This window comes from Actinomycetota bacterium, from assembly GCA_004297305.1.
Classification (GTDB): domain Bacteria; phylum Actinomycetota; class Actinomycetes; order S36-B12; family FW305-bin1; genus FW305-bin1.
This window is the reverse complement of record SCTR01000010.1, coordinates 46,071-71,264: the sequence shown is the minus strand read 5'-3', so window position 1 is coordinate 71,264 and position 25,194 is coordinate 46,071. Positions and strand designations below refer to the sequence as shown.

Genomic DNA, 25,194 nt, shown 5'->3' with positions numbered 1-25,194 from the left:
GGTGCCGCGGGCCGGCCGGGACCTCGACGTGCTGGCGGTCGTGGCGGTGGGAGGCGCTGCCGGGGCGACCGCACGTTGGGGCATCGACGTGGCGTGGCCGCAGCAGGGACCCACGGGATTCCCGTGGGGCACCCTGACCGTGAACGTCTCCGGCTGCCTGCTGATCGGCCTGGTGACGTGGTTCCTGGTAGAGGTCTGGCCGCCGCACCGGTTGGTGCGGCCGTTCCTCGCGGTGGGTGTCCTCGGCGGCTACACCACGTTCTCCACCTTCGCCGCGCAGGTGTACGGCCAACTCGACGGAGCGGCGGCGCCGACCGCCGCCGGCTACGTCGTGGCCACGCTGGTCGCCGGGGTGGTCGCCGTCCGGCTCGGGCTGCTGTGCGGCCGGCTCCTCGCCGGTCCACGAGGCAGCAGCTGACGTGTCCGAGCTGCTGCTGGTCGTGCTCGGCGCCGCGGTCGGCGCGCCCTTGCGGTACCTCGTCGAACACGCCGCCGCGCGCCGTGGCGGTGCGTTTCCCGCCGGGACACTGCTGGTCAACGTGGCCGGCTCGTTCGTGCTCGGCCTGGTGCTGGCTGCCTCGCCGTCGGTCCGGCTGCTGGTCGGTACCGGCTTCTGCGGGGCGCTGACGACGTATTCCGGCTTCGCGCTGGCCACCGAGCGGTTGCTGTCGCTGCGGGCGACCGCGCTCGCCGTCGCCAACGTCGTGGCCAATGTCGTGGTGTGCGTGCTGGCGGTATGGGCCGCTGTGGCCATCGCCAACTGACCCCTGAGCGCGCCGGTGCTATCCGGAGATGCGCAGCACGCGGGTTGGGGTGACGACCAGATCGACCGGGCGGTCGTGGGCGTCGACCGGGATCGCACCGGGTGCCAGGACCTCGTCGTCGTGGACCAAGGCGAGCACGAGGATGCGACCGGGACCCGATCGCGGCAGCGCCGCCAGCAGCGTGTCGTAGAAGCCGCCGCCCTGGCCGAGCCGAGCGCCGGACGGATCGCACGCCAGCGCCGGGATGACCAGCAGGTCGACGCCCAGCGTGGTCAGGGCTTCCGGACCAGCCCCGATCACCGGGCCGGTCGGTTCGGGCATCCCCCGCGGGCCCGGCGCCAGGGCCGCGGGTCCGTCGTAGCTCGCCCAGTGCAGGTCGCGGCCGGGACCGACGACCGGCAGCACCACCGGCAGCCCGGCCTCGTGGAGACGTTCGATCAGCGGCCCGGTGCCCGGCTCGCCGCCGTACGACGCGTAACAGGCCACCGCGTGCTCGCGGCGACGATGGTGGTCCCGGCCCAGTTCCGGCAGGGCGAGAACTCGTTCGGCCAACAGCAGCGCGCAGCGGCCACGCTGATCGGTGGGCCGGGCTCGTCGCCGCGCCCGTACCGCGGCCCGCACCGCATCCTTGGCGCTACTACTCCCTGCGGGGACGGGCGTCGCGGTCACCCGGGCATCCTCGCGCGTGGACCCCTAGGGTTCCAGCATGGATCGCAGGGCAGTGACCAAGGCCGTCGTTCCCGCCGCTGGACTCGGCACCCGTTTCCTGCCGGCGACGAAGGCCACGCCGAAGGAGATGCTCCCGGTCGTCGACAAGCCGGCCATCGAATACGTCGTCGAAGAAGCGGTCGCCGCCGGGCTGGACGACATCCTGTTCATCACCGGCCGCAGCAAGCGGGCGCTGGAGGACCACTTCGATCGCAACCTCGAACTCGAGGTGGCGCTGTCGGCCAAGGGTGACGCGGCCAAGCTGGCGCTGGTCAATGCGTCCACGGAACTCGCCCGGATCCACTATGTGCGGCAAGGCGACCCGCTGGGCCTCGGTCATGCGGTGCTGGTGGCCGAACAGCACGTCGGCGACGAGCCGTTCGCGGTGTTGCTGGGAGACGACCTGATCGACCCGCGTGACGCGATCCTGCCCGCGATGCTCGACGTACGAGCCCGTTACGGCGGATCGGTCATCGCGCTGATGGAGGTGCCGGCGCCCAGCATCGGCCTCTACGGTTGCGCCGCAGTCGATTCCACCGACGTCGACGGCGTCGTGACGGTCACCGACCTGGTCGAGAAGCCCGACCCCGCCGACGCGCCGAGCAACCTCGCCATCATCGGCCGGTACGTGCTGGATCCCGCGGTGTTCGGCGTCCTGCACAAGACCGAGCCGGGCCGTGGCGGTGAGATCCAGCTGACCGACGCGCTGCGCACGCTGGCCGGTACGCCGGCGGCCGAGGGCGGCGGCGTGCACGGCGTGGTCTTCCAGGGGCGCCGGTACGACACCGGTGACAAGATCTCGTACCTGCAGGCGGTGATCCGGCTGGCCAGCGAGCGGGACGACCTTGGTCCCGCACTGACGGCCTGGCTGCGAGACTTCGTAGCGACGCTGCCGGCGACCGACTGACCGTCCCGGCCACCGGGCCGGTAGCGCCTGGTGACGATCGCGGGCATCGCCCGCGCGGGGACGAGGGTGGTGCGACGGTGAGGACGGTCGAGGAGCACCTCGCGGCGGTGCTCGACGGGGTGGAGCCGCTCGAGCCGATCGACGTCGGGCTCGGCGACGTCCGCGGCTGCGTGCTGGCCGAGGACATCACCGCGCCGTGGCCGTTGCCGCCGTTCGACAACAGTTCGATGGACGGGTACGCCGTGCGCACGGCGGATCTCGCCGACGCCGCCGACGACGCTCCCGTGCTGCTCGACGTCATCGAGGACCTGCCGGCCGGGCACCGTCCGACCCGGGCGGTCACCGCCGGGACCGCGGTCCGCATCATGACCGGCGCCCCGCTGCCCGAGGGCGCCGACGCCGTGGTGCCGGTCGAGGGCACCGACGCCGGCGTCCACGCGGTCAAGGTCACTCGCCAGGTCGAACCGGGTGCCTTCATCCGGCGGGCCGGTGACGACGTGGCGGCCGAGGAGACCGTGATGCGGGCCGGGCAGCCGTTGGGGCCGCGGCAGGTCGCCCTGCTGGCCGCGGTCGGCCGGGGCAGTGCGGTGATCCGGCCCCGGCCCCGGATCGTGGTGCTGTCCACCGGCAGTGAGCTGGTCCCGGCCGGGCAGCCGCTCGCGCCGGGCCTGATCCCCGATTCCAACAGCCTGATGCTCGCGGCCGCGGCGTTCGAGGCCGGCGCGGTCCCGTACCGGGTCGGGCCGGTCCGCGACGACGAGGAGACGTTGCTGGACACCCTGGAGGATCAACTGGTCCGCGCCGATCTCGTGATCACCACCGGCGGGGTCAGCGCGGGTGCGTACGACACGGTGAAGGCCGTCCTGTCCCGGCTCGGGACCGTCGAGTTCGTGCGGGTGGCGATGCAGCCGGGGATGCCGCAGGGGCACGGCCGGCTCGGGCCGGACGAGACGCCGATCTTCACGCTGCCGGGCAATCCGGTGAGCGCGTACGTGTCGTTCGAGATCTTCGTACGGCCGGTGATCCGGCGCATGCTCGGCTTCCGGCAGGTGCACCGGCCCGCGGTGCGGGCACGCTGCCTGGAGGGCTTCACCTCACCGGAGGGCAAGATGCAGTTCGCGCGCGGGACGCTCGGGGTCGCCGACGGGCGCTACGTTGTCCGGCCGGTCGGGGGGCAGGGGTCTCACGTGCTGGGCGGGCTGGCGCGGTCCGACGCCCTCATCGCGATCCCGCCGGCGGTGACCACGGTGAAGGCCGGCTCGGCGGTGACCGTGCTGCGGCTGGACGTCGACGGGTGAGCGCGGTGCCCGCAGCGGACGAACGACCCGGCCTGACCCACGTCGACGCGCGGGGCCAGGCGCGGATGGTCGACGTGTCCGGCAAGGACGTCACCGTGCGGACCGCGACGGCCACCGGCCGGGTGCTGGTGAATGCTGCGGTGATCGCTGCGCTGCGGGGCAGCGGCGTACCGAAGGGGGACGCCCTGGCCGTGGCCCGGATCGCGGGGATCCAGGCGGCCAAACGCACCCCGGACCTGGTGCCGTTGTGCCACCCGATCGCGATTCACGGTGTGGCAGTGGACCTCGACGTCGCCGACGACCACGTCGCGATCAGCGCGACGGTCCGTACCGCCGACCGCACCGGCGTGGAGATGGAGGCGCTGACCTGCGTGAGTGTCGCGGCGTTGGCGTTGGTGGACATGGTGAAGGCGCTCGATCCCACCGCGACGATCGACGCGGTGATGGTGCAGCAGAAGACCGGCGGGCGGTCCGGCGACTGGCGGCGCGAACGATGAGTGACACGGCCCGGGCCGTGCCCGCCGCGACGGGACGGGCGCTGGTCGTGGTCGCCTCGACCCGCGCGGCGGCCGGGGCGTACGCCGACCGCTCCGGGCCGCTGCTCGCCGAAGGCTTGCGCGCCATGGGTTTGCAGGTGGACGGGCCGGTGGTGGTGCCGGACGGGCCGGCGGTCACCGACGCGTTGCGCGACGCGGTCGCGGCGTACGACGTCGTGGTGACCAGCGGCGGGACGGGGCTGTCGCCGACCGACGTGACACCGGAGTGCACCCGTGCGGTGATCGATCGGGAGATCCCCGGGTTGGCTGAGGCGTTGCGGCGGTACGGCGCGGAGCACGGCGTACCGACCGCCGTGCTGTCCCGCGGCATCGCGGGCCTGGCCGGCCGCTGCCTGGTGGTGAATCTGCCTGGATCGACCGGTGGGGTGCGCGACGGGTTGGCCGTCCTGCAGCCGGTGCTGCCGCACGCCCTGGAACAGGCGCGCGCCGGCGGGGGGCACGAGGACGCGCCGCTGTGAACCGTGGCTGGCCGGTCGTGCTGGGCGAGGGCCGGGTGGGGCTGCGCCCGATCCGGCAGCGTGACGCGGCAGCGTGGCGGGAGGTCCGGCGCCGCAACACCGACTGGCTGCGGCCGTGGGAGGCGACCGTGCCGGCCGAGGACGGCGAGCCGGCGCCGACGTTCGCGATGATGGTGCGGCGGCTGCGGGCGGAGGCCCGCGACCTGCGGACGTTGCCGTTCGTGGTGACGTACGACGATCGCCTGGTCGGCCAGCTCACCGTCGGCGGCATCACCTGGGGTTCACTGCGCTCGGCACACATCGGGTACTGGGTCGACCGGGAGGTGGCCGGTCGCGGGGTGATGCCGACCGCGGTCGCCTTGGCCGTCGATCACTGCTTCCGCCAGTTGGAGTTGCACCGCATCGAGATCAACATTCGCCCGGAGAATGTCGCGAGCCGGCGCGTGGTGGAGAAGCTCGGGCTGCGCAGTGAGGGCGTGCGGCCCCGCTACCTGCACATCGACGGTGCCTGGCGCGATCACCTCGTGTACGCCGTGACGGCCGAAGAACTCCCGATGGGTTTGCTGTCGCGGTGGCGGTCGTCGCAGGCCTCCGGTGCGCCCGGCTGATTTCCCTTCGCGGCCGGTCGATTCTCGTTGCGGCGACTGCTCCAGGCGTGTGACTGGTGCGACACGCCGGACGCCAGAGGTCTGCCTCACCGCCGTAGCCGCTTGCGGCCCGTAGCGTTTCGCCCGTGACCGGCGTCATCTACGTGGCGATCTTCGCCCTCTGGCTGGTGGTCCTCGTCCCCATGTGGTTGCGCCGGCACGACGAGGCCGACGTGGTCCGGACCGCCGACCGTTTCAACCACGCGATGCGGTCGCTGTCGCGGCGTTCCTCCTCGCCGTACGGCGAACCACGCGAGGTCGTCGTCCCGCAACGCAGCCGCGAGGTCCGGGTTGCGGTGAGCGGGACCGGCTCGCGGGTCGCGGACCCGGCTGATCGTCGCGCAACCGCGCAGCGTCCGCAGCCGGCCCGATCAGACCGGTCCGTCCGCGCGACCGCGAGCGCCGCTCGCCGGCGACGCCGGGTGGTGGCGTTGCTGCTGGCAGCCGCTGCCGTGCTCGGCGTACTCGCCGTGCAGGGCCGCGCCCCGGTGTGGACGCCGGCCGTCCCAGTCGTGCTGGTGATCGTGGTGCTCGCCCTCGGTGTCCGGCAGGTCCGGTCCGCCCGGGAGCGGGCGAAGCGGCGGGCCCGTCTCGAGGAGTCGTCGCGGCGGGGCCGGGCAGCGACGTACCGCGCGATGGAGGACGTCGCCCGAGGCGTCCGTTCCGGGATCGCGACGACCGCCGCAGGCACCGCCGCCGCGACCGGGCAGGCGACGGGCACCGACGACGAAGCGTGGGTGCAGCCGGCGTGGACCGAGAACGGCTGGGAGGCGGTCCCCACGACGCTGCCCACCTACGTCACCGCGCCGCGGGCGACCCCGGTTCCCCGGACCATCGACCTCAAACGGCCGGGTCAATGGACCTCGGCGGCGATGCTGGAAGAAGCCGAACGGGAGCGGCGGCAGGTGTCCTTCCAGGAGCGCTTCGTGGCGGACACCGCGGCGCTGGACTTCCTGGACGACGAGGACGACCTGGCCAGCTTCGTCGACCCGCCGGGTCGCTCCCGGGACGGCGTCGTACGCCGGGCCGTCAACGAGTAGCCGGTCCCGCTGCCCGCTGCCCGGTTCGATCTCGTCGGTTGTCGCCGACGGGCCGGCGATGTGGGGCGGTTGGGGTCGTGGCGGCGGCCTTGGTAGCGTGTCCCCCCGGTTCCAGGGGCTGTGGCGCAGACCGGTAGCGCACCTCGTTCGCATCGAGGGGGTCAGGGGTTCAAATCCCCTCAGCTCCACCAAAAAGGGTTCTTACTGGAAACCCGGGAATGAGAATGGCCGGGCAGTGACACGGAAACGGACCCTTTGGGGTCCGTTTCTTCGTTTCGGGGTGGTGCCGCCTCAACGAGGCGTCGGCTGCCGCCGAGGGCGGCCGCGATCCGGGGACCGCTCCGGCACGACGATCAGTTCGGGGGAGTGGATCCGGGTCGACTGCACCGATGTACATCCGGAGAACCCCGCCTGACTGAACCGGTCACATCCAGTGCGACCCGCCAACCGTGTTGAACAAATGTTGAACACGAACGTAGACTCGTTGCCATGTCGTCGACGATCGGTTTCCGTCCCACGGAGGAGGACGAGCGCATCCTCCGCGAGGCCGCCCGGCCCGGGGAGAGCACGTCCGACACGCTGCGCCGTGCGCTGCGGCTGCTGGACCACGAACGCTGGCTCGGGCAGTTCCACGCCGACGCCGAGCAGATCAAGGACGAGGACGTCAACGCGGAGCCGGAAGCCTGGTGATCCGCGGCGCCGTCTACCGCATCGACCTCGGGCAGGCACGCGGCCACGAGCAACGAGGGCGACGACTCGGACTGGTGGTCTCCCCGTCGGAGTCGCCGCTGTCGGTGGTCACCGTCATCCCCACCTCGACCGCGGCGCAGCCGGCGATTCACCGGCCCGAGTTGGAGATAGCCGGCCGGCGTACTCGGCTGCTAGTCGATCAGATCCGCTCGATCGATACTGACTACCTGATCGGCGACCCGGTGGACTATCTCTCCCGCAATCAGCTGGCCGAGGTGGAGCAGGCCCTTGCCCACTACCTCGGCGTCCATTCCGTCACCCCGCCGCGAACCCCATAGCCCGACGCCACAGGCAGACGCTGCAACACCGGCGCAGGTCGCTTGCACTGTTACAGCAGAACCATCCCGACCGGGGCACCGGGGATCTGCGGGTCGGTAGCCTCCGCGCGCCTCGGTGACAGGCGTCCGCGCAGTCTTGTCGACCTAGGTCGTGGGGTCGTTGAGTGCGTCGCGGATGGCGGATAGCGCGGCTATCACGTCGGCCTGTTGTTGTCGCGTGAGCGTGCTGGTGGTGCGGCGTTCCAGCTCCTGCCATGCCGCACTGGCCGGCGGGACGGCGTCGCGGCCCTTTCGGGAGAGCCGAACGATCATGGTGCGCTTGTCAGCGGGAGACGAAACGCGGGTAACGAGCCCAGCGCGCTCCATTGCCTGCAGGGTGGCGGTAACGGTGGAGCGGTCGCGGCCCAGGTAGTGGACCAGGTCGGTCTGGGGGACAGGGCCGTGGGCATCCAGGTACAGCAACACGATCTCGTGCGGCGGGGCGACTCCGGCCTGGTTGAGCAGCTCGGTGCCTACCCGTGCGTGGGCACGGATGACCTGAAGCAAAAGGGATCCGATGGGGGCGCCCTCGATGGTGGTACCGACGTGCGGCCGCACCGCTTGAGCAGCCGAGAGGCCGTCCGGTGAGCGCGCCACAGGTCACACCGTAGTGAGATTGTTGGTGTGCCAGCAATGTGCGTACTCTGTTGGCATGCCAACAAATAGTAGGACCGCCGACTGCTGCACCGGCGGCGCGCTGCAGTCGATGCTGCCGCTGGCCAGGATCGCCGTATGCGAGCCGTAGTGGCCGACCATGCCGGGACCCCGGATGTGCTGCGTGCGGTCACCTTGTCTGACCCCGAGCCGCATGCCGGGCAGGCGCGAGTTGCCGTCGAGGTGGCAGCGGTCACCTTCGTCGACACCCTCATCCGCGCCGGCAGCCCGATCGCGCCGCCGGCGAGGTTTCCGGTCGTCCTCGGAAACGGCATTGGCGGCACCATCGATCGCATTGGGCCAGGCGTCGACCCGGCGTTGATCGGCACCCGCGTTGTCACCACGACCGGAGGTACCGGTGGCTACGCGAGCCTCGTCGTCGTCGCCACCGACAGCCTTCATCGGGTGCCCGACCGGCTCACTGTCGGCGAGGCCAGCGCCCTACTGGCGGACGGTCGTACCGCCATCGGCCTACATCAAGCCGCAGGAATTCAGCCAGGCGAGACGGTGGTCGTCACCGCCGCAGCCGGCGGTGTGGGAAGCATCCTCGTCCAACTCGCCAACGCATCCGGCGCACGAGTCATCGCGTTGGTGGGTAGCCGCGCGAAAGTCGATTACGCCAGCGCTCTGGGCGCCGACGTGATCGTGAACTACCGCGACCCCGACTGGACCTCCCGCATCCGCGAGGCAGCGGACGACGGGATCGACGTCGTCTTTGATGGCGTGGGAGCTGACATCACTAGCGTCCTCTTCCCCCTCGTCCGCAGCGGCGGCCGCTATGTGTCCCATGGCGCGGCCGGCGGACGCTGGGGCGTGATCGACGAGACCGCGGCAGCCGGACGCGGGGTCGGGCTGATCGGCCTCTCGGCCGTCGGTGCATCAGACATGTACGACCTCACTGAACGTGCGCTCGACCTCGCCGCCCACGGCATCATCCGACCCACCATCGGGCAGACATTCCCGCTCGACCGCGCTGCAGACGCCCACGCCGCCATCGAGTCCCGTCGCACGATCGGGAAAACCCTCCTCCTGCCATGAACACCACCCACAACCACGCATCTCCGCCGGCATCGACATGGCTTTGCATCTCGTTGCCCGGCTCGTCAATCCCGAACGCGTTCGTGCTGTAAGCCGCGGGATTCAGTACGACATCGCACTGCCGACGTCCGAATGGGTCGCGAGACCTAGCACCAGAAGTCGCTGAGCTGCATGGCCAGGGCGCGACCATGGTCGTGTCCGACCTGCGCCGCGGACGGACGCAGCGTGATGTTCATGGCATTCACCCCGAACAGCTGCGTCGTGTCGCGCTCGGGGACGATGGTCTCGACCACGCTGCCGTCGCGGCGTAGATCTGCGACCTGCGCGGCCAAGTCCATGCGCCAGTGCGCTGGATGCAGGGACCTGCCGCTCAACGGCGCCAAGACCAGGACCCGTTCGTATCCCCTTGCCAGGTCAGCGTTCTCGTTGCGGCGATAGCCGCCGTCGATGTAGTGGCGCGCATCGATGCGGTAGGCGAAACCGCCGGCACAGCTGGCGGCTACTGCATCGACCAGGGCGACGCCGCCGTGGCGATCGAAGACGATCGGCTCTCCTGTCCGGGCATCGACCGCCGTGACGAGCATTCTCCGGTCGAGCCAGTCCTGGTTCGGCAGCCGCGCGGCGACCGTCGTGCGCCATCGTGACTGCAGTGCGTCGTCGGCTGTCGTGGCCTGACCGAGGGCCGTAGCACCCATCCGCCGGCGCATGTCCGCTGCGTCGCTGGCCGCCGCGATGGTGGCGGTCAGCCGTTGCAGATGCTCCGACACCGACCGTGACGGGGCTTGTCCCGCAAGCGATCCGGCCGGTGCAGTGAGCGACGCGGGCGCCGTGCGGAGAATGTCGGCAAACAGCTCAGTGGGGTTACTGCCGGATAGCTGCGCCGCGGCTGTCGCGCCGGCCGAGGTACCGACGAGCAGGTCGGCCGCCGTGACGTCCAGTCCGCCGTCCATGAGGCCGGCAACGACGCCGATCAGCCAGGCATTGCCGGTCGAGCCGCCGCCGCCGAGGACCAGGGCACGTCCGCCGGCATGGCCGTGCTGAGAAGTGATGGGGCGATGCTGGGGCTTGTCGTACGACGAACTCGACGATGCGGTCCAGGTCGTGCCGGGGGAGGAGATGGACGACGCTGTTGTCTTCATGGGAGGTCCTTCCAGGTGATGTCCTGGCGAGCGCTCCCTCGGCGACTAGTGCAGTCGCGCGATCGTGGGGTGCGGGGAGCGCCCACCAACGGCTGCGTTCATGGGTCTCACCTCCCATCGACGGTTCACGATCGGCAGCACCGTAACACGCGCCCTGTCTGACAAAGCGAGCACAGTGGAAGGCTGGTAGCCATGAAATTCACCGTCAGCGGCGGCCGGACAGCGCCCGGCGCATCGTCGCAGTTCACCGGCACCGTGCAGATCGACAGCATTCGTACCCCGGACGAGCAGTCGGCGATCGGTTGTGCCCATGTCCGGTTCGCACCCGGCTCACGCACCGCCTGGCATCTGCACCCCAAGGGTCAGACCTTGTACGTCACCGACGGGATCGGCCTGGTCGGTACCCGAGGTGGCGGCGTCCAGCAGATTCGCCCTGGGGACGTCGTGTACATCGAGCCCGGTGAGGAGCATTGGCATGGCGCGACACCGGATCGCTTCATGGCGCACGTCGCCATGCAGGAGGCCGACGAAAGCGGCCAGGTCGTCGTCTGGTTCGGCCAGGTCGCCGATGAGGAGTACGGCGCCTAGCTGAGCTCCGCACGACGACCTATGGTCGGTCGGCACAGACCCCCCGGATGGGTTATCGCTATGGTCTGCGCGGCGCGCGCCGAAGCGGACCTGCTGTGCCCCAGCGGAACCCGAGGAGCTCGGCCAGTTCGTCGTCGACCACCGGCTGCACCTCGGGCAGCAGCACGGAGTTCCAGTTGACTGCACTGCGCATGGACCGGGCGCCGTAGTAGTTCAGGACGACGGCGCGCTCGCTCTCGTCGGGTCGTCCGGCAGTGACGTTCTTGCCGGCGGTGTGCCACAGCCGGCCGTCCCAGGCGAGCATCGTGCCGGCCGGTCCCTCGAGCGGCAGCAGGTCGTCGTAGGAGAAGCGTTCGGCGACATCCGCCACCTCGGCGGAGCGCCAGCGGTGACTGCCCGGGATGATCCGCGTCGCGCCGTTGTCGGCGTACGTGTCGTCCAGCAGCCAGGCGACGTTCATCGTCACCATGGTGTCCCACGGAGTCGCCGTGGAGACCTGGTCGCAATGCAGCGACATGGAACCGGCCCCGGGCCGTGCGGTGTTCGACGCGCTGCTCATCAGGACGAAGCCCTCACCGAGCAGACCAGCGAAGACCGCGGCGAGAGGGTGCAGGACCAGTTCCCGGAAGCACGAGTCCCAGTTCAGCAGATAGGCGACGCGGACATTGGCCTCGTTCGGATCCAACCGCCAGTGGCTGTCCGCGCCTTCTCGTTCCTGCTGTCCGATTGCTCGGTCCAGTGCCTGTCGACAGCGACGGACGTCCTCGGCCGACAAGGCGCCGGGAACCGCGCACCAGCCCTCGGCCTCGAACTGTCCTACTGCCGTCGCCGTGTCGACGTGGTCGATCCGGCGACGCCGGAACGGCACGGCAGCAGCGCGATCCGACGCATCATCGGCGGCCGCAATTCCGACGGTGACGGTGCCGCGATCGGGCATGCCAGAGTCGTCGGACGCACCGGCGACTGCGTTTCGGCCAGTTTCGGCCCCCGACACCTCGCTACCGGCAGGTGTCTGGCCGAGCGCGCGCAACGCCGGCGAGCGGTGCGGTACGACGACCATGTCGCCGGAGTTCCCGTAGACATACCCGATGAGCCGCAGCACGTCGGGATCGATCGTCCGCGCGACGACCTCGGGAATGACGGTGTTCCAGTTCACCGCGGCTCGCAGGTACGGCGCGGTGTACCAGGCGCTGAGGACCGCATCGGTGGGCATGCCGGCGCCGATCCGGTGCCACAGTCGGCCGTCGAGCGCGATCATCGAACCGGCGGCCACGCGTAGCCGCTCGGTGGGTTGCTTGTCTGCCGGTGGCGCGTCGGGCCCCGAATCGGTGTCGCCGACGATCTCGACCGCGCCGGCGTCGAGGTCCAGGTCGGTCAGGGCCCAGTGGACGACGACGGTGGTGCACTGCGTCCACGGTGCCGGATTGGTCGCGGCCTGCAGGCTCCAGAAGGCCTGGTCGGCGTCGGAACGCGTGGCGGTGAACGCGCACAGCTCGGCCAGCCGCAGGTCGTCGTGGCCGCCGTGTCCGCCGTCCCAGCTCGATGGCCGGATCAGTAACTGCCGCACCGCATCCAGCGCGAGCGGATGTCCAGCCACTGTGCCGAACGGCGCTCCCAGCGCCAGCAGGCCGCGCAGGTCCGGTTCGGCCGGCCCACCGGCCACGGGACGAAATCCCGCGCCGGTGTCGGCAGCGACCGTGACCGCGGCGCGCCACCGCCGTACCTCGTCCGACGGGATCGCGTCAGGCAGGACGAGCCGTCGCGGGGTCGTCGCGACGCCGGGCGTGGACGTGAGGGTGGCCACGGGTCCTCCTCGCAGGCAGGTCCCGGACTCGGCGAGGTCGGGAACGGTTGACGTCCCCCCGGTCGGCGGAGGCAGCCTCCGGCGACTGGTTGGTATTGTGTCCGCCCTGCCGGCCCCGGTGTCAAGACCTGGGGCCCGCCCACGTCCCGGAAGGTGCCGGATGCGGCCAGAGGCGCTCGCCAATCGTGACCGCATTCTCACGATCGCCCGAGCGGACTTCCGCGACCGTGGCGTACAGATCTCCCTGGAGGACCTCGCGGCGCGTGCCGGTGTCGGGATCGGGACGCTCTACCGGCGGTTTCCCACCCGGGCCGATCTGGTCGCCGCCTGCTACGAACCGGCGATCGCGGCCATGGCCGATGCCGCGCAAGCCGCTGCGGCCGAGCCGGATCCCTGGCAGGGACTTGCCTCGTACATCAGCCTGGTCTGTCAGATGCAGCGCGATGATCGCGGGTTGCGCGACGTATTCCGGATGTCCTTCGAACACGCGAGCGGACTGGACGAGGCCCGGTCCCGATCGACCGAGGCGTTCCTGCAGCTCGTCGGCAGGGCGCAGGCCGACGGATCGCTGCGACGCGACTTCGTGCTGCAGGACCTCGAACTGCTGCTGGTCAGCAATGCCGCCGTGGTCGACAGGGCAGCGCCGGATGACGCTGCCGCCGCTTCGGGCCGACTGGTTGCCCTGATGCTGCAGGCATTTCGTGCCGGCAGCCATCCGCCGCTACCCGATCCGCCGCGGCAGCGGGTACTGCGGCGTAGCTCCTGACCCCCGCAGCGGTCGGGCCCGCGGCGCCCGGGTCGGTCGCGGGTAGGCGGCAACGCCGAGCGCCCGGCTTGACAGCGTCCTTCCCGCCGTGACATGACATCGGCGGGCCGGTCCCGGGGGCTCGTCCCGATGGCGCACACGACTGGGGTCGTGCCGGTGACACGGACGACCGGGGTCGTGCCGGTGGCACGGACGTACAGCCGCGCAAATCTATTGAGGGAGACCAGTGAGCGAGCATGATGCCCGGGCCTACGGCCCGTACCACGTCGGTTTCAGCGTGCCGTCGTTGGAGGAGTCGATGGCCGAACTCACCACGGCGCTCGGCGTGCAGTGGCGGCCGATCGTGAACGCGAGCTTCCGGTTCCCGGACCTGGACGGCGTCGTCACCACCGTGACGCAGCGGGTTGCCTACTCGTCCGGTCCGGCGCCGGCCATCGAGTTGTTCGAAGGCGCCCCGGGGACCCTGCTCGAGGCCGGCGACCGTCCGCGTTTCCACCACCTCGGCTACTGGGTGGATCACCTCGGCCGGCGGTCCGCCGAGATCGCCGGGTCGGACTGGGCCCTGCTGCGGGGTGCCGACGACGAGACCGACGACATCGCGACGGTACGAGCGGCCTTCCACGAGTTCTCGTTCGGATTCGTCGAAATCGTCGACATGCCACAGGCGAAGATGCCGGAGTTGCTGCCGGAGTGGTACACCCAGCCGAGGTGACCGAACCTGCCCGCGGGACGTCCGGGATCGAGCCGTTCCGCCTCGAGGTCCCCGAGGCGGAACTGGCCGAGCTGCGCGCCCGCATCGCCGCCACGCGCTGGCCCGACGAGATCCCCGGCGTCGGATGGCGCTACGGCGTCCCGGGTGCCTACTTGCGCGAGCTGGCCGACTACTGGCGCGACGGATACGACTGGCGCCGGTTCGAGTCACGCCTCAACGAACTCGGCCAGCACACGACGACGATCGACGGCGCGCGGGTTCATTTCCTGCATCACCGCTCGCCGGAACCGGATGCGCTGCCGTTGATCCTGACCCACGGGTGGCCCGGCTCCGTCGTGGAGTTCCTCGACGTCGTCGAACCGTTGCGAGATCCCCGCGCCCACGGTGGCGACCCGCGCGACGCGTTCCACCTGGTGATCCCGTCGATCCCGGGCTACGGCCTATCCGGTCCGACTCACGAGATCGGCTGGGACGTACGGCGAATCGCCGCGGCGTGGGCCGTCCTGATGCAGCGGCTCGGCTATCCGGCGTACGGCGCGCAGGGTGGCGACTGGGGATCGTGGATCTCCTGGGAACTCGGTCTCACCGACCCCGGTCACGTCGTCGGCGTCCACGTCAACATGCTGGCCACCGGGCCGCTGGAGCCCGGGGAGGTCCCGACGCCGGCCGAACGCGCGGCGATGCAGCGTGCTGCCCACTTCCGCCGGGAGCTGTCCGGCTACCTCAAGGTGCAGGCGACCCGGCCGCAGACGCTGGCCTACGGCCTGGCCGATTCCCCGGTGGGCCAGTTGGCGTGGATCGTCGACCAGTTCCGCGAGTGGACCGACGCCGCCGAAGTCCCGGAGGAGGCCGTCGACCGGGACCTCATGCTGACCAACGTGATGCTCTACTGGCTGACCGGGACGGTCGCGTCGTCGGCGCGGCTCTACCACGAGGTGCGCGGTGCGGGCGGGTTCCGGGCCCATCCGCCGACGACCGTCCCCACCGGTGTCGCGGTCTTCCCGGCCGATGTCGTACAGCCGCTGCGGCGGGTGGCCGAGCGCACCGCCAACATCGTGCGGTGGTCGCAGCTGGACCGCGGCGGTCATTTCGCCGCGATGGAGGAGCCGGACCTGTTCGTCGCGGAGGTCCGCGCGTTCTTCCGACTCGTGCGATCGGGCATTCCAGGGAACGAACCGCGGCGATCAGGTGACCCCGGCCGGTAAGGAAGGTAGCCTCCGGTACGTACGTCGGCGGCCGCGGCCGCGGCGGTACGGGGGTCCGTCGCGACCCCGGCCACCGCCCGGGCCTGCTGCCGACGACACCTGCCGGCAACCGACCGGCCCGGTCGGCGCAGTTCGTCAGCGCTCGTCGAGCGCCCGCTGGTGGCGGGCCCCCAGGCGCGCCAGCCGTTCGTTGTACGCCGCCAACTCCGCGTCCCCGTCCCGGTCGGCCGCCCGATCCAGCCGTCGTGCCAGTCGTTCCTCGCTGCGAGCCCACTGCACGGCGATCGTCACCAGCACGATCATGGTGGGAATCTCGCCGAAACCCCACGCGATCCCGCCGCCGAGGTACGTGTCGGCCAACGGATCGACGAGCCAGTCCGGCCGTACCTGGGCGAACCAGGTATCGCCCAGCGGGGTACTGGACATCATGATCGCGATGGCGAAGAACCCGTGGAACACCATCGCCACCAGGACCAGGATCAGCCTGCCCCAGTAAGGGATATCCCGGGGCCCGGGGTCCACGCCGAGGACGATCCAGTAGAACAGCAGGCCCACCAGCAGGAAATGGCCCTGCATGAGGACGTGGGTGACATGGCCCTGCATCAGCTGGGCGAACAGCGGCGAGAAATACAGCGCGTACAGGCCGGCGGTGAACAGCAACAGCGCCACCACCGGATGCGCCAGCGCCTTGGCCACCGGAGTGTGCACCGCCCACACGATCCACTCCCGGGGACCGCGATCACCCTCCGGTGAGGGCGCTATCGCGCGCAGCGCCAGAGAGATCGGCGCAGCCAGGACCAGCAGGATCGGGACGGCCATCGACAGCACCATGTGCTGCAACATGTGGTAGCCGAGCGACACCTCGGCGTACGTCGCCAGCCCAGAGTTGGTGGCCCACAGCAGCAGGCCCGCCCCCAGCAGCCACGAGACCAGCCGGCCGACCGGCCAGTGGTCGCCACGCAGCCGCAGCCGCAGCCAGCCCCAGCCGTACCCGGCCAGCAACACCGCGGCCACGGCCAGCCAGAGGACCTGCGGCGACCAGCCCAGTGTCACCGACCCGATGGTCGGCGGGCCGGGCATGGCGAAGCCGAGAAGGTTCTCCGCCGGTGTGGCCAGCGGCTCCTCGATCCGGGGGAAAGCAGTGCGGGTCAACGCTTCACCGACGCCGACCGCCGTCGCCAGCAGGACGATCTCCAACGTCGCCCAGCGCAGGAAGTCGCGCCGTGGGGCGCCCGTCGCCAGCGTCGGGGCGATCCGGGTTCGTACCGTGGCTGCCACCAGGACGAGACAGAGCAGCAGGGCCGTCTTCACCACGACCAGCCGGCCGTAGCCGGTGCTCAGCAGTTGACCGGGATCGTCCAGCCGGGTCCAGGCGTTCCCGAGCCCGCTCAGTGCCAGGGCCAGCACGCACCCGGTGGCGAGCCGGCCGAAGCGGCGTACCGACGCGGGCAGGCCCGGATCGCCTCGCCACCCGTGCAGCAGCATCGCCGCGAGCCCCCCGACCCACACGGCCGCGGCCGCGGCGTGGACCACCCCGGACGTCAGCGCCAGGTCGTGCGACCCGTAGCTGGCGGCGTGACCGGCCAGGCCCGTCCCGGCCACACCGAGGAGCGCCAACACCGCCCAGACACCGGCCAGGCCGACCGTCGACGTGGTGACCGCGCCGACGAGGACGATCAGCGCGATGACGGCTCCGGCGGCGCTGGCGACGTTCTCGGTCACCGACCAGCCGTAGGTGGCGAAGGTGTCGCGCGCCAACGCGTCGGACAACCCGACGCCGAGGGCGTCGGCGAGGGTGAGCGGGATGCTGATCACCGCGGCCAGTGCCCAGACGCCGGCGGCCACCGCCGCGCGCACCAGGTCGGCGCGCCCCTGCGGGGAAACCACGCCGTGCCGGCCCTGCGGGGTCAGGACCGCGGCCGACACCAACCAGCCGACGCAGAGCACCGCCGCCAGCAGTGCGATCGCGTCGACCACCGGCAGCGCCCAGCCGACCGCCGCGCCGGCGTCCGGCAGTCCGCCCGGTAATGGGGTGTAGCGACCGCCGCCGACCAGCAGCGCCGCGACCAGGGCCAGCAGCGCGACCGCGCCCAGGCCGAGCGCGAGCCGCGCTCCCGACGGGGGCGTTCCCCCCGAGGCGGGAGTTCCGTCCCGTGGCACCGTCCCGCTCTGGCCGGAGTTTGCGGTCGCTCCGGAACTCGCGCTGGTCACGGGCGGTCCGGCCGGCTCGCAGTACGGCGCCGGGTCCACAGCAGCGCCACGACGACGGCGACCGCCACCACGACCGCGGCCACCGTGACGACGACCCCGCCGGTGTCCGCGCGCAGCGTGCCGCCCGGATCCGACGGGCCTCCCACCGTGAAGCTGATGGCCCCGGTCACCGGATGCCCGTCGGCCGACACCACCCGGTAGGTGATCTGGAAGGTGCCCGTCCCGGCCGTCGCCGGCCACTGCGCGGTGAGGTCGTGGTCGGTGACGCCGACCGCCGTCACCGGGACCGCCCCGGTCGGCCCGGCGGCCACCAGCGAACTGCCTTCCGCGATGAGTCTGTCGGTGAAGGAGAGGGTCAGCGTTTCCGGCGCGGTGGCGAGGACGGCGCCGTCGCCGGGCCGGGAATCGAGCAGCTGGGTATGGGCCGCCGCCGGTGCCGCGGCGAGCACCGTCAGCAGGCCTGTCACGCCGGCCAGCGCGACGCCACCGACCACCGTTGCCCGCATGCCGGCCAGGGTACGTCGGCCCGCCGTACGCCCTGGTCGCCGGTCAGACCCAGGTGGGCAGCCACATCCGCAGGTTCCACTGCGCGTAGGGCAGCAGCTCGCCGGTCCAGATCGGATAGAACCACCAGCCGGCAGCGACCGCGGCCAGCACCACGATCCCGGCCACGAGCGCACCCCAGGTCCGCCGCCGCGGCGTGCCGTCGGCCCGGCCCAGCACCGAGCCGAGCGACATGGTCAGGGCGGCCACGACGAACGGGACGTAGACGACCGCGTAGAACGTGAAGATCGTCCGGTCGGGAAAGATGAGCCACGGCACCCAGCCGGCGAGGACGGCCAGCACGATCGCGCCGGAGCGCCAGTCCCGGTGCGCGAACCAGCGCCAGACCTGGTGCAGCAGGGCTAGCAGGCCCGCCCACCAGATGACCGGGTTCCCCAGGGCAAGGACCTCCGCGGAGCACTTGTCGTCGGTGCAGCCGCCCTGTCCGCGGTCGAAGCCTTCGTAGTAGAACGACGTCGGCCGGCTCTGGAACGGCCAGCTGAACGCGCTGGACTGGTACGAGTGGGCCGAGCTCAACGTGGTGTGGAAGCGCCACGCCTCGGCGTGGTAGTGCCACAGCGAGCGCAAGGCGGCCGGGATGACCGACGAGTCGTCCCCCCACTGCCGGCTGTAGGCGTCATCGGACAGGAACCACCCCGTCCACGACACCAGATACACCGCGACCGCGACCGCCACGAACGACACCGCCGCCGGCACGACGTCGCGTAACGCGGTGGCCCACCAGGGATTCCGTACGCCGACCGCCTTACGGGAACCGATGTCCCAACACAGGCTCAGCAGGGCGAACGCCGCGAGGAACCACAGCCCGCTCCATTTCACGGCGCAGGCCGCGCCCAGGCACGCTCCCGCGGCGATGCGCCACGGCCGCCAGCCCAGGTGCGGTCCGAGGCCGGCACCGATGGCGGCCCCGCGACGTTCGACCAGATCCGCCAGCCGGGACCGGGTACGGTCGCGGTCCAGCAGCAGGCAGCCGAAGGCGGCGAGCACCCAGAACGTCAGGACCATGTCCAGGATTGCGGTGCGGCTCATCACGATCGACAGGCCCTCGACGGCCAGCAGCAACCCGGCGACGGTGCCGAGCAGGTCCGACCGGGTCAGCCGCCGGACGATCCGCGCCGTCATCAGGACCGTCAGCGTGCCGAGCACCGCGACAGCCCATCGCCAACCGAACGGGGTCGCTCCGAACAGCCACTCGCCCACCGCGATCGTCCACTTGCCCAGCGGCGGATGGACGACGTACTCGGGCGTGGTCTGGAAGATGTCCAGCGAGGCGATGTTGCCGTTGCTGCCCAGCAGGATGTCGTTGGCGCCGTCGACGAGGTTGCGCTCGTAGCCGAAGCGCAGCAACGACAGCGCGTCCTTGGCGTAGTAGGTCTCGTCGAAAACCAGGGCGTGCGGTCGGCCGAGATCGACCCACCGCAGGATGCCCCCGATCAGCGTGACGACCAGCGGCCCGAGCCAGCCGATCCACCACCGCGACGGCATCGGGGGCACCAGCCGGGCCCGGATGGTGGCCAACGTGCGCTGCGGGGCGGCCGACGTGGCGGGCACCGGCACCGGGACGGCGACGTCGGGCGCGGCGGACACCGGCACATGGTAGGTGGGGCGGGCGCGCGAAGATGGCCGGCGTGACCGGGGTTGTCGTGCTCGCCGCGACGCCCATCGGCGACCCTGCGGACGCGCCGGCCCGACTGGTCACGCTGCTGCGGACGGCCGACGTCGTCGCGGCCGAAGACACCCGGCGGCTGCGCCGGCTCGCCGATGCGCTCGGGGTGAGTGTCGGCGGCCGGGTCGTGTCGTTCTACGACGCGGTGGAACGAGAGCGGACCGCCGGGCTGGTGGCGCAGGCCGCCGCCGGAGCCACGGTGCTGCTGGTCAGCGACGCCGGCACGCCGGGCGTGTCCGACCCGGGATACCGGCTGGTGACCGCGTGCATCGCCGCCGGTGTACGGGTGACCGCGGTGCCCGGGCCGTCCGCGGTCCTGACCGCCTTGGCCGTGTCCGGCCTGCCGACCGACCGCTTCTGCTTCGAAGGATTCCTGCCACGCACCAGCGGGCCGCGGCGCGCCCGGCTGGCCGAACTGGTCACTGAGCGGCGCACGGTCGTGTACTTCGAGGCCCCGCATCGGCTGGCCGCGATGCTCGGTGACGCCGCCGCGGTGCTCGGCGCGGATCGGTCCGCCGCGGTCTGTCGCGAACTGACCAAGACCTACGAAGAGGTACGACGCGGCCCGCTCGGCGAGCTCGCGGCCTGGGCGGCGACCGGCGTACGCGGTGAGATCACCGTCGTGGTCGCCGGGGCGTCGTCCGACGCTGCCTCCCGCACGCCGGCAGAGCTCGCCGCGGCCGTCGAGGAGCGCGTGGCGGCCGGGGAGGACCGGAAGGCCGCGACCGCGGCCGTCGCGGCGGAAACCGGCGTACCCAAGCGGCAGGTCTTCGACGCGGTGGTGGCCGCCAAGCATGCGCGAGAACCGGAACCCGGCCGACCGTAGGATCACCGCATGCCCGCCCCGGTTCTCACCGCTGTCGCATGGCCGTATGCCAACGGCCCGCGGCACATCGGCCACGTGTCCGGTTTCGGCGTGCCGTCGGACGTGTTCAGCCGCTACCAGCGGATGGTCGGACACGACGTGCTCATGGTCAGCGGTACCGACGAGCACGGCACCCCGATCCAGGTGCAGGCCGACGCCGAGGGCGTCACCGCCCGGGAGCTGGTCGACCGCTACAACCGGGTGATCGTCGAGGACCTGCAGGGCCTCGGGCTGTCGTACGACCTGTTCACCCGGACGTCGACGGTGAACCACCGGGCAGTGGTGCAGGAGATGTTCCGTACCTTGCACCGCAACGGATATGTCGTCCCGCGCACCACGCTCGGCGCGATCTCGCCGTCCACCGGACGGACCCTGCCGGACCGCTACATCGAAGGCACGTGCCCGATCTGCGGGTACGACGGCGCCCGCGGCGACCAGTGTGACAACTGCGGCAATCAGCTCGACCCGACCGATCTGATCAATCCGCGCAGCCGGATCAACGGTGAAGTGCCGGCGTTCGTGGAGGCCGAGCACTTCTTCCTCGACCTGCCGGCCTTCTCCGAGGCGCTCGGTTCGTGGCTGCAGTCGCGGCAGGACTGGCGTCCCAACGTGCTCAAGTTCTCGATGAACCTGCTGGACGACCTGCAGCCGCGCGCGATCACCCGCGACCTGGACTGGGGCGTCCCGGTCCCGCTGGAGGGCTGGCAGGATCGGCCGGACAAGCGGATCTACGTGTGGTTCGACGCCGTCATCGGGTATCTGTCGGCGTCGGTGGAATGGGCCAGGCGCAGCGGCGACCCGGACGCCTGGCGACGCTGGTGGCAGGACCCCGCGGGTGGCGCGTACTACTTCATGGGCAAGGACAACATCGTCTTCCATTCGGTGATCTGGCCGTCGATCCTGCTGGGCTACAACGGAAGCGGCGCGCGAGGCGGCGATCCCGGCAGCCTCGGCACGCTCAGCCTGCCCACCGAGGTCGTCTCCAGCGAGTTCCTCACCATGGAAGGCCGGAAGTTCTCGTCGTCGCGTGGCGTCGTCATCTACGTGCGGGACTTCCTGTCCCGCTACGACGCCGACGCGCTGCGCTACTTCATCGCCGTGGCCGGCCCCGAGAGTCAGGACACCGATTTCACCTGGGCGGAGTTCGTCCGCCGCAACAACGACGAACTGGTGGCCGGCTGGGGGAATCTGGTCAACCGCTCGTTGTCCATGGCGGCCAAGAACATCGGGGCCATCCCGGCGGCCGGGGAGCTGACCGACGCCGACCACGGGCTGCTGCACACGACCCGCGCCGCGTTCGGCACCGTCGGCGAGCTGATCGCCAAGGCGCGGCAGAAGGCCGCGATCAACGAGGCGATGCGGGTAGTGGGGGAGGCCAACAAGTATCTGTCGGACCAGGCGCCGTGGCGGTTGAAGGCAGCCGATCCGCAGCGTATGGCGACGGTGCTGCACGTGGCGCTGCAGGCGGTCAGCGACTGCAACACCCTGCTGGCGCCGTTCCTGCCCAAGGCGGCGCAGGCAGTGCACGAACAACTCGGTGGCGACGGGGTCTTTTCCGCTGCGCCGCAGATCGTCGAGGTGGACGACCTCGACGGCGGCCCGGGCTACCCGGTCATCACCGGCGACTACGCCACCGGCGCCACGTGGGCGTCCAGGCCGCTGACGGCCGGCACTCCATTGGCGGCGCCGAGCCTGGTCTTCCGCAAGCTGGACCCCGACATCGTCGACGACGAGCTCGCCCGGCTGGAGAGCCGCGCGTGACCGAGCACGCCGGCCGCGCTGCCCCACGGGCAGCACAGCAGCCGGCGGTGCACGAGCCGGCAGCGCAGCAGCCGGCTGGGCAGCGGTCAGCGGTCCTGCGGGACCAGGTGCGCCCGGCGCCGCCGGAACCATTGCGCCGGCCCGTGGTGGATACCCACTGCCACTTGGACATCCGCGTCGGTGAGGACTGGTTGCCGGTGCCCGACGCGCTGGCGGCCGCAGCCGCGGTCGGGGTCACGCGGGTGGTACAGGTCGGATGCGACGTGGCCAGTTCGCGGTGGTCGGCGCAGGTGGCGGCCGATCACCCGGCGGTCCGTGCCGCGGTCGCCTTGCACCCCAACGAAACGCCCGGGTTGGTGGCCGACGGGCAACTCGATGCCGCGTTGCAGCAGATCGCCGCACTCGCTGCGCTGCCGCAGGTCGCGGCGGTCGGCGAGACCGGTCTGGACCTCTACCGCACCCCGCCGGAGGGCCTGGCGGCTCAGGAGGAATCGCTACGGGCCCATGCGGAGTTGGCCCGCTCGGTCGGCAAGCCGCTGGTCGTCCACGACCGGGATGCCCACGCGGAGATCCTGCGGGTGCTGGGCGACGCCGCGGCGCCACCGACGGTGGTGTTCCACTGCTTCAGCGGGGACGCGGAGCTGGCCCGGATCGTCGCGGACAATGGGTGGTACCTGTCGTTCGCGGGCGTGGTGACCTTCAAGAACGCCCAGGGTCTGCGTGACGCGCTGGCCGCCGTACCGCTGGATCGGGTCCTGGTCGAGACCGACGCACCGTTCCTCACCCCGACGCCGTTCCGCGGCAAACCCAACGCCTCGTACCTGGTCCCGCTCACCGTGCGCACCATGGCCACCGTCCGCGGCCTGTCGGAAGAGGACATGGCGACTGCGTTGTGGGACAACGCCCAACGGGTCTTCGGGCCGTGGTGAGGATGCACCGGGCGTGAGTGAGGACGGCCTGCTGGGGGCTGCCGACATCCGCCGCATCGCCGAGCGCCTCGGCGTACGGCCGACGAAGACCCTCGGGCAGAACTTCGTCGTCGACGGCAACACGGTCCGGCGGATCGTGCGGGCCGCCGGGATCGGCGCCGACGACGTCGTGGTCGAAGTCGGTCCGGGACTGGGTTCGCTGACCCTCGGGCTGCTGCCGGCGGCGCGCCGCGTCGTCGCGGTCGAGATCGACCCCGTGCTGGGCGAAGCACTCGCCGGCACTGTCGCCGAGCGGATCCCGTCGTACGCCGAACGGCTTGAGGTGATCGTCGCGGACGCCCTGCGGCTGCGAGGACTGCCGGTCGAACCGACCGCGGTCGTGGCGAACCTGCCCTACAACGTCGCGGTGCCCGTGCTGTTGCACCTGCTCGCCACGTTCCCGACGTTGCGTCGCGGACTGGTGATGGTGCAGGCCGAGGTGGCCGACCGGCTCGCCGCCCCTCCCGGCTCGCGGGTGTACGGCGTCCCCAGCGTGAAGGCCCGCTGGTACGGCGAGGTCACTCGCGCCGGCGCCGTCGGCCGGACGGTGTTCTGGCCGCAGCCACGGGTCGACTCCGGCCTGGTCCGGTGGGAACGGCGCCCGCCGCCGGCCTCGCGCGCCGGCCGGGAGGCGGTCTTCGCCGTCGTCGACGCGGCATTCGCGCAGCGCCGCAAGACACTGCGGGCGGCGCTGGCCGGGCTGGCCGGAGGCGCCGACCGGGCCGAGCGGGCCTTGCGAACGGCCGGGGTGGACCCCTCCTCGAGGGGCGAACAGCTGTCGGTGACGGACTTCGCGGCAGTCGCCGACGCCCTAGGCTCAACGGCGTGAGACCACCGGCCTCCATCACGGTGCGGGTGCCCGCCAAGGTCAACCTGCAGCTGTCCGTCGGGCCGGCCGGGCCGGACGGCTATCACGACCTGGTCACCGTGTTCCACGCCGTCTCGCTGTACGACGAGATCACCGCTACGGCGGCGCCGGACGGGGCCGGGATCAGCGTGACCGTGGAGGGCGAGGGCGCCGGAGAACTCCCGGCCGACGACGGCAACCTGGCCGTCGTGGCCGCCCGGTTGCTCGCCGACACGCTGTCCCGGCGTTCCAGTACCTCGCCGGGAGTTCACCTGCACCTGCGCAAGGCCATCCCTGTCGCGGGCGGCATGGCCGGCGGCAGCGCTGACGCCGCAGCCGCACTGGTCGCCTGTGATGCCCTGTGGCAGCTGGGAATGCCCCGCAGCCAGCTGCACACGATGGCAGCCGCGCTCGGCTCCGACGTCCCGTTCGCGTTGCACGGCGGCACCGCAGTCGGCACCGGCCGCGGCGACCGGTTGACCCCGGCCTTGGCTCGGGGGGACTTCCATTGGGTGTTCGCGCTGGCCGCCGGTGGCCTATCGACCCCGGCGGTGTACGACGAACACGACCGGCTCTGCGACAACCGCCCTGCGGCTGGTCCGGAGGTGTCCGAAGAACTCATGCACGCCCTGCGATCCGGGGACGCCGAGGCACTCGGCCGGTCGCTGCGCAACGACCTGCAGCCGGCCGCCCTGTCGCTGCGCCCGTCGTTGCGGCAGGCCCTCGAAGTCGGCATGGACTACGGCGCACTCGGCGGCGTGGTGTCCGGCAGCGGCCCGACCTGCGCCTTCCTGGTCCGCGACGACGCAGCGGCACTCGATCTGGCCGTCACGTTGTCGGCCGCCGGTGTCTGCCGCACCGTGAAACGCGCCCACGGTCCGGTCCCTGGAGCGCGGATCATCGACGGCGGGCATACCGCCGTACCGCACTGACGCCGTACCAGGTGAGCCGCTGGGCGGG

General features: G+C 71.4%; 27 protein-coding genes and 1 tRNA gene. 21 read left to right on the top strand and 7 right to left on the bottom strand.

What is annotated here, in order from left to right; all coding sequences use genetic code 11:
- Position 1: 1 nt before the first annotated feature.
- Complete coding sequence (locus EPO13_10135) at positions 2–418, top strand: CrcB family protein (GenBank protein ID TAK68466.1); 417 nt, start codon at positions 2–4, stop codon at positions 416–418.
- 1 nt (position 419) lies between these two features.
- The gene (crcB, locus tag EPO13_10130) at positions 420–764 is read left to right on the top strand and encodes a fluoride efflux transporter CrcB (GenBank protein ID TAK68465.1); all 345 of its coding nucleotides are present in this window, start codon (positions 420–422) and stop codon (positions 762–764) included.
- 18 nt (positions 765–782) lie between these two features.
- Here crcB and EPO13_10125 read toward each other — a convergent pair whose 3' ends face one another.
- On the bottom strand, positions 783–1,433 hold the full coding sequence (locus EPO13_10125; GenBank protein TAK68464.1) for a 5-formyltetrahydrofolate cyclo-ligase: 651 nt from the start codon (positions 1,431–1,433) through the stop codon (positions 783–785).
- Positions 1,434–1,470: 37 nt separating this feature from the next.
- Between EPO13_10125 and galU the strand changes: the two genes are divergently transcribed.
- The 9 genes from galU (at position 1,471) to EPO13_10080 (ending at position 7,407) form a co-directional block, all read left to right on the top strand.
- Positions 1,471–2,379 carry a UTP--glucose-1-phosphate uridylyltransferase GalU gene (gene galU, locus EPO13_10120; GenBank protein TAK68463.1) on the top strand — a complete coding sequence of 303 codons (909 nt, stop codon included), beginning with the start codon at positions 1,471–1,473 and terminating at the stop codon, positions 2,377–2,379.
- 77 nt (positions 2,380–2,456) lie between these two features.
- Positions 2,457–3,677 carry a molybdopterin molybdenumtransferase MoeA gene (locus EPO13_10115; GenBank protein ID TAK68462.1) on the top strand — a complete coding sequence of 407 codons (1,221 nt, stop codon included), beginning with the start codon at positions 2,457–2,459 and terminating at the stop codon, positions 3,675–3,677.
- 65 nt (positions 3,678–3,742) lie between these two features.
- Positions 3,743–4,174, top strand: coding sequence for a cyclic pyranopterin monophosphate synthase MoaC (moaC, locus tag EPO13_10110; protein ID TAK68695.1), 432 nt, complete (start codon positions 3,743–3,745; stop codon positions 4,172–4,174).
- A complete protein-coding gene (locus tag EPO13_10105; protein TAK68461.1) occupies positions 4,171–4,692 on the top strand; it encodes a MogA/MoaB family molybdenum cofactor biosynthesis protein in 522 nt (173 codons plus the stop codon). The genes moaC and EPO13_10105 overlap by 4 nt, the downstream gene beginning before the upstream one ends.
- Positions 4,689–5,300 carry an N-acetyltransferase gene (locus EPO13_10100; GenBank protein ID TAK68460.1) on the top strand — a complete coding sequence of 204 codons (612 nt, stop codon included), beginning with the start codon at positions 4,689–4,691 and terminating at the stop codon, positions 5,298–5,300. The genes EPO13_10105 and EPO13_10100 overlap by 4 nt, the downstream gene beginning before the upstream one ends.
- 125 nt (positions 5,301–5,425) lie before the next feature.
- On the top strand, positions 5,426–6,379 hold the full coding sequence (locus tag EPO13_10095) for a hypothetical protein (GenBank protein TAK68459.1): 954 nt from the start codon (positions 5,426–5,428) through the stop codon (positions 6,377–6,379).
- A 114-nt stretch (positions 6,380–6,493) separates the two neighbouring features.
- Positions 6,494–6,570, top strand: a tRNA-Ala gene (locus tag EPO13_10090).
- A 298-nt stretch (positions 6,571–6,868) separates the two neighbouring features.
- Entirely contained in the window at positions 6,869–7,069 is a 201-nt protein-coding gene (locus EPO13_10085; protein TAK68458.1) for a hypothetical protein, read from the top strand.
- Positions 7,066–7,407 carry a type II toxin-antitoxin system PemK/MazF family toxin gene (locus EPO13_10080; GenBank protein ID TAK68457.1) on the top strand — a complete coding sequence of 114 codons (342 nt, stop codon included), beginning with the start codon at positions 7,066–7,068 and terminating at the stop codon, positions 7,405–7,407. Before EPO13_10085 ends, EPO13_10080 begins: the two co-directional genes overlap by 4 nt.
- Positions 7,408–7,551: 144 nt before the next feature.
- Here EPO13_10080 and EPO13_10075 read toward each other — a convergent pair whose 3' ends face one another.
- Positions 7,552–8,043 carry a MarR family transcriptional regulator gene (locus EPO13_10075; protein TAK68456.1) on the bottom strand — a complete coding sequence of 164 codons (492 nt, stop codon included), beginning with the start codon at positions 8,041–8,043 and terminating at the stop codon, positions 7,552–7,554.
- 135 nt (positions 8,044–8,178) lie between these two features.
- Between EPO13_10075 and EPO13_10070 the strand changes: the two genes are divergently transcribed.
- Positions 8,179–9,138 (top strand): alcohol dehydrogenase, encoded by a 960-nt coding sequence (locus EPO13_10070; protein ID TAK68455.1) that lies wholly within the window; start codon positions 8,179–8,181, stop codon positions 9,136–9,138.
- A 146-nt stretch (positions 9,139–9,284) separates the two neighbouring features.
- Here EPO13_10070 and EPO13_10065 read toward each other — a convergent pair whose 3' ends face one another.
- Entirely contained in the window at positions 9,285–10,277 is a 993-nt protein-coding gene (locus EPO13_10065) for a patatin-like phospholipase family protein (GenBank protein TAK68454.1), read from the bottom strand.
- 192 nt (positions 10,278–10,469) lie between these two features.
- Between EPO13_10065 and EPO13_10060 the strand changes: the two genes are divergently transcribed.
- Positions 10,470–10,865: a cupin domain-containing protein gene (locus tag EPO13_10060; GenBank protein TAK68453.1), complete on the top strand. Its 396-nt coding sequence runs from the start codon at positions 10,470–10,472 to the stop codon at positions 10,863–10,865.
- A gap of 58 nt (positions 10,866–10,923) precedes the next feature.
- Here EPO13_10060 and EPO13_10055 read toward each other — a convergent pair whose 3' ends face one another.
- On the bottom strand, positions 10,924–12,870 hold the full coding sequence (locus tag EPO13_10055) for a hypothetical protein (protein TAK68452.1): 1,947 nt from the start codon (positions 12,868–12,870) through the stop codon (positions 10,924–10,926).
- Between EPO13_10055 and EPO13_10050 the strand changes: the two genes are divergently transcribed.
- From EPO13_10050 to EPO13_10040, 3 genes are all read left to right on the top strand, one after another.
- The gene (locus EPO13_10050; protein TAK68694.1) at positions 11,954–13,435 is read left to right on the top strand and encodes a TetR family transcriptional regulator; all 1,482 of its coding nucleotides are present in this window, start codon (positions 11,954–11,956) and stop codon (positions 13,433–13,435) included. The two genes, EPO13_10055 and EPO13_10050, sit on opposite strands and share 917 nt — an antisense overlap.
- Positions 13,436–13,661: 226 nt before the next feature.
- Entirely contained in the window at positions 13,662–14,147 is a 486-nt protein-coding gene (locus tag EPO13_10045) for a hypothetical protein (protein TAK68451.1), read from the top strand.
- A complete protein-coding gene (locus EPO13_10040; protein ID TAK68450.1) occupies positions 14,144–15,352 on the top strand; it encodes an epoxide hydrolase in 1,209 nt (402 codons plus the stop codon). The genes EPO13_10045 and EPO13_10040 overlap by 4 nt, the downstream gene beginning before the upstream one ends.
- Before the next feature lie 135 nt (positions 15,353–15,487).
- Here the strand turns inward: EPO13_10040 and EPO13_10035 are convergent, their stop codons facing one another.
- The 3 genes from EPO13_10035 to EPO13_10025 are packed head-to-tail and all read right to left on the bottom strand — an operon-like array spanning position 15,488 to position 19,714.
- A complete protein-coding gene (locus EPO13_10035) occupies positions 15,488–17,563 on the bottom strand; it encodes a copper resistance protein CopD (protein TAK68449.1) in 2,076 nt (691 codons plus the stop codon).
- Entirely contained in the window at positions 17,560–18,069 is a 510-nt protein-coding gene (locus tag EPO13_10030; GenBank protein ID TAK68448.1) for a copper resistance protein CopC, read from the bottom strand. The genes EPO13_10035 and EPO13_10030 overlap by 4 nt, the downstream gene beginning before the upstream one ends.
- Positions 18,070–18,112: 43 nt before the next feature.
- Entirely contained in the window at positions 18,113–19,714 is a 1,602-nt protein-coding gene (locus tag EPO13_10025) for a phospholipid carrier-dependent glycosyltransferase (protein TAK68447.1), read from the bottom strand.
- 32 nt (positions 19,715–19,746) lie between these two features.
- Here EPO13_10025 and rsmI point away from each other — a divergent pair, with 32 nt between their 5' ends.
- From rsmI to EPO13_10000, 5 genes are all read left to right on the top strand, one after another.
- Positions 19,747–20,619, top strand: a complete 873-nt coding sequence (rsmI, locus tag EPO13_10020) for a 16S rRNA (cytidine(1402)-2'-O)-methyltransferase (GenBank protein TAK68446.1) — start codon at positions 19,747–19,749, stop codon at positions 20,617–20,619.
- A 9-nt stretch (positions 20,620–20,628) separates the two neighbouring features.
- On the top strand, positions 20,629–22,419 hold the full coding sequence (locus EPO13_10015) for a methionine--tRNA ligase (protein TAK68445.1): 1,791 nt from the start codon (positions 20,629–20,631) through the stop codon (positions 22,417–22,419).
- 95 nt (positions 22,420–22,514) lie between these two features.
- A complete protein-coding gene (locus EPO13_10010; protein TAK68693.1) occupies positions 22,515–23,348 on the top strand; it encodes a TatD family deoxyribonuclease in 834 nt (277 codons plus the stop codon).
- Positions 23,349–23,361: 13 nt separating this feature from the next.
- On the top strand, positions 23,362–24,216 hold the full coding sequence (gene rsmA / locus EPO13_10005; protein TAK68444.1) for a 16S rRNA (adenine(1518)-N(6)/adenine(1519)-N(6))-dimethyltransferase RsmA: 855 nt from the start codon (positions 23,362–23,364) through the stop codon (positions 24,214–24,216).
- Positions 24,213–25,166 (top strand): 4-(cytidine 5'-diphospho)-2-C-methyl-D-erythritol kinase, encoded by a 954-nt coding sequence (locus EPO13_10000; GenBank protein TAK68443.1) that lies wholly within the window; start codon positions 24,213–24,215, stop codon positions 25,164–25,166. Before rsmA ends, EPO13_10000 begins: the two co-directional genes overlap by 4 nt.
- Positions 25,167–25,194 lie beyond the last annotated feature (28 nt).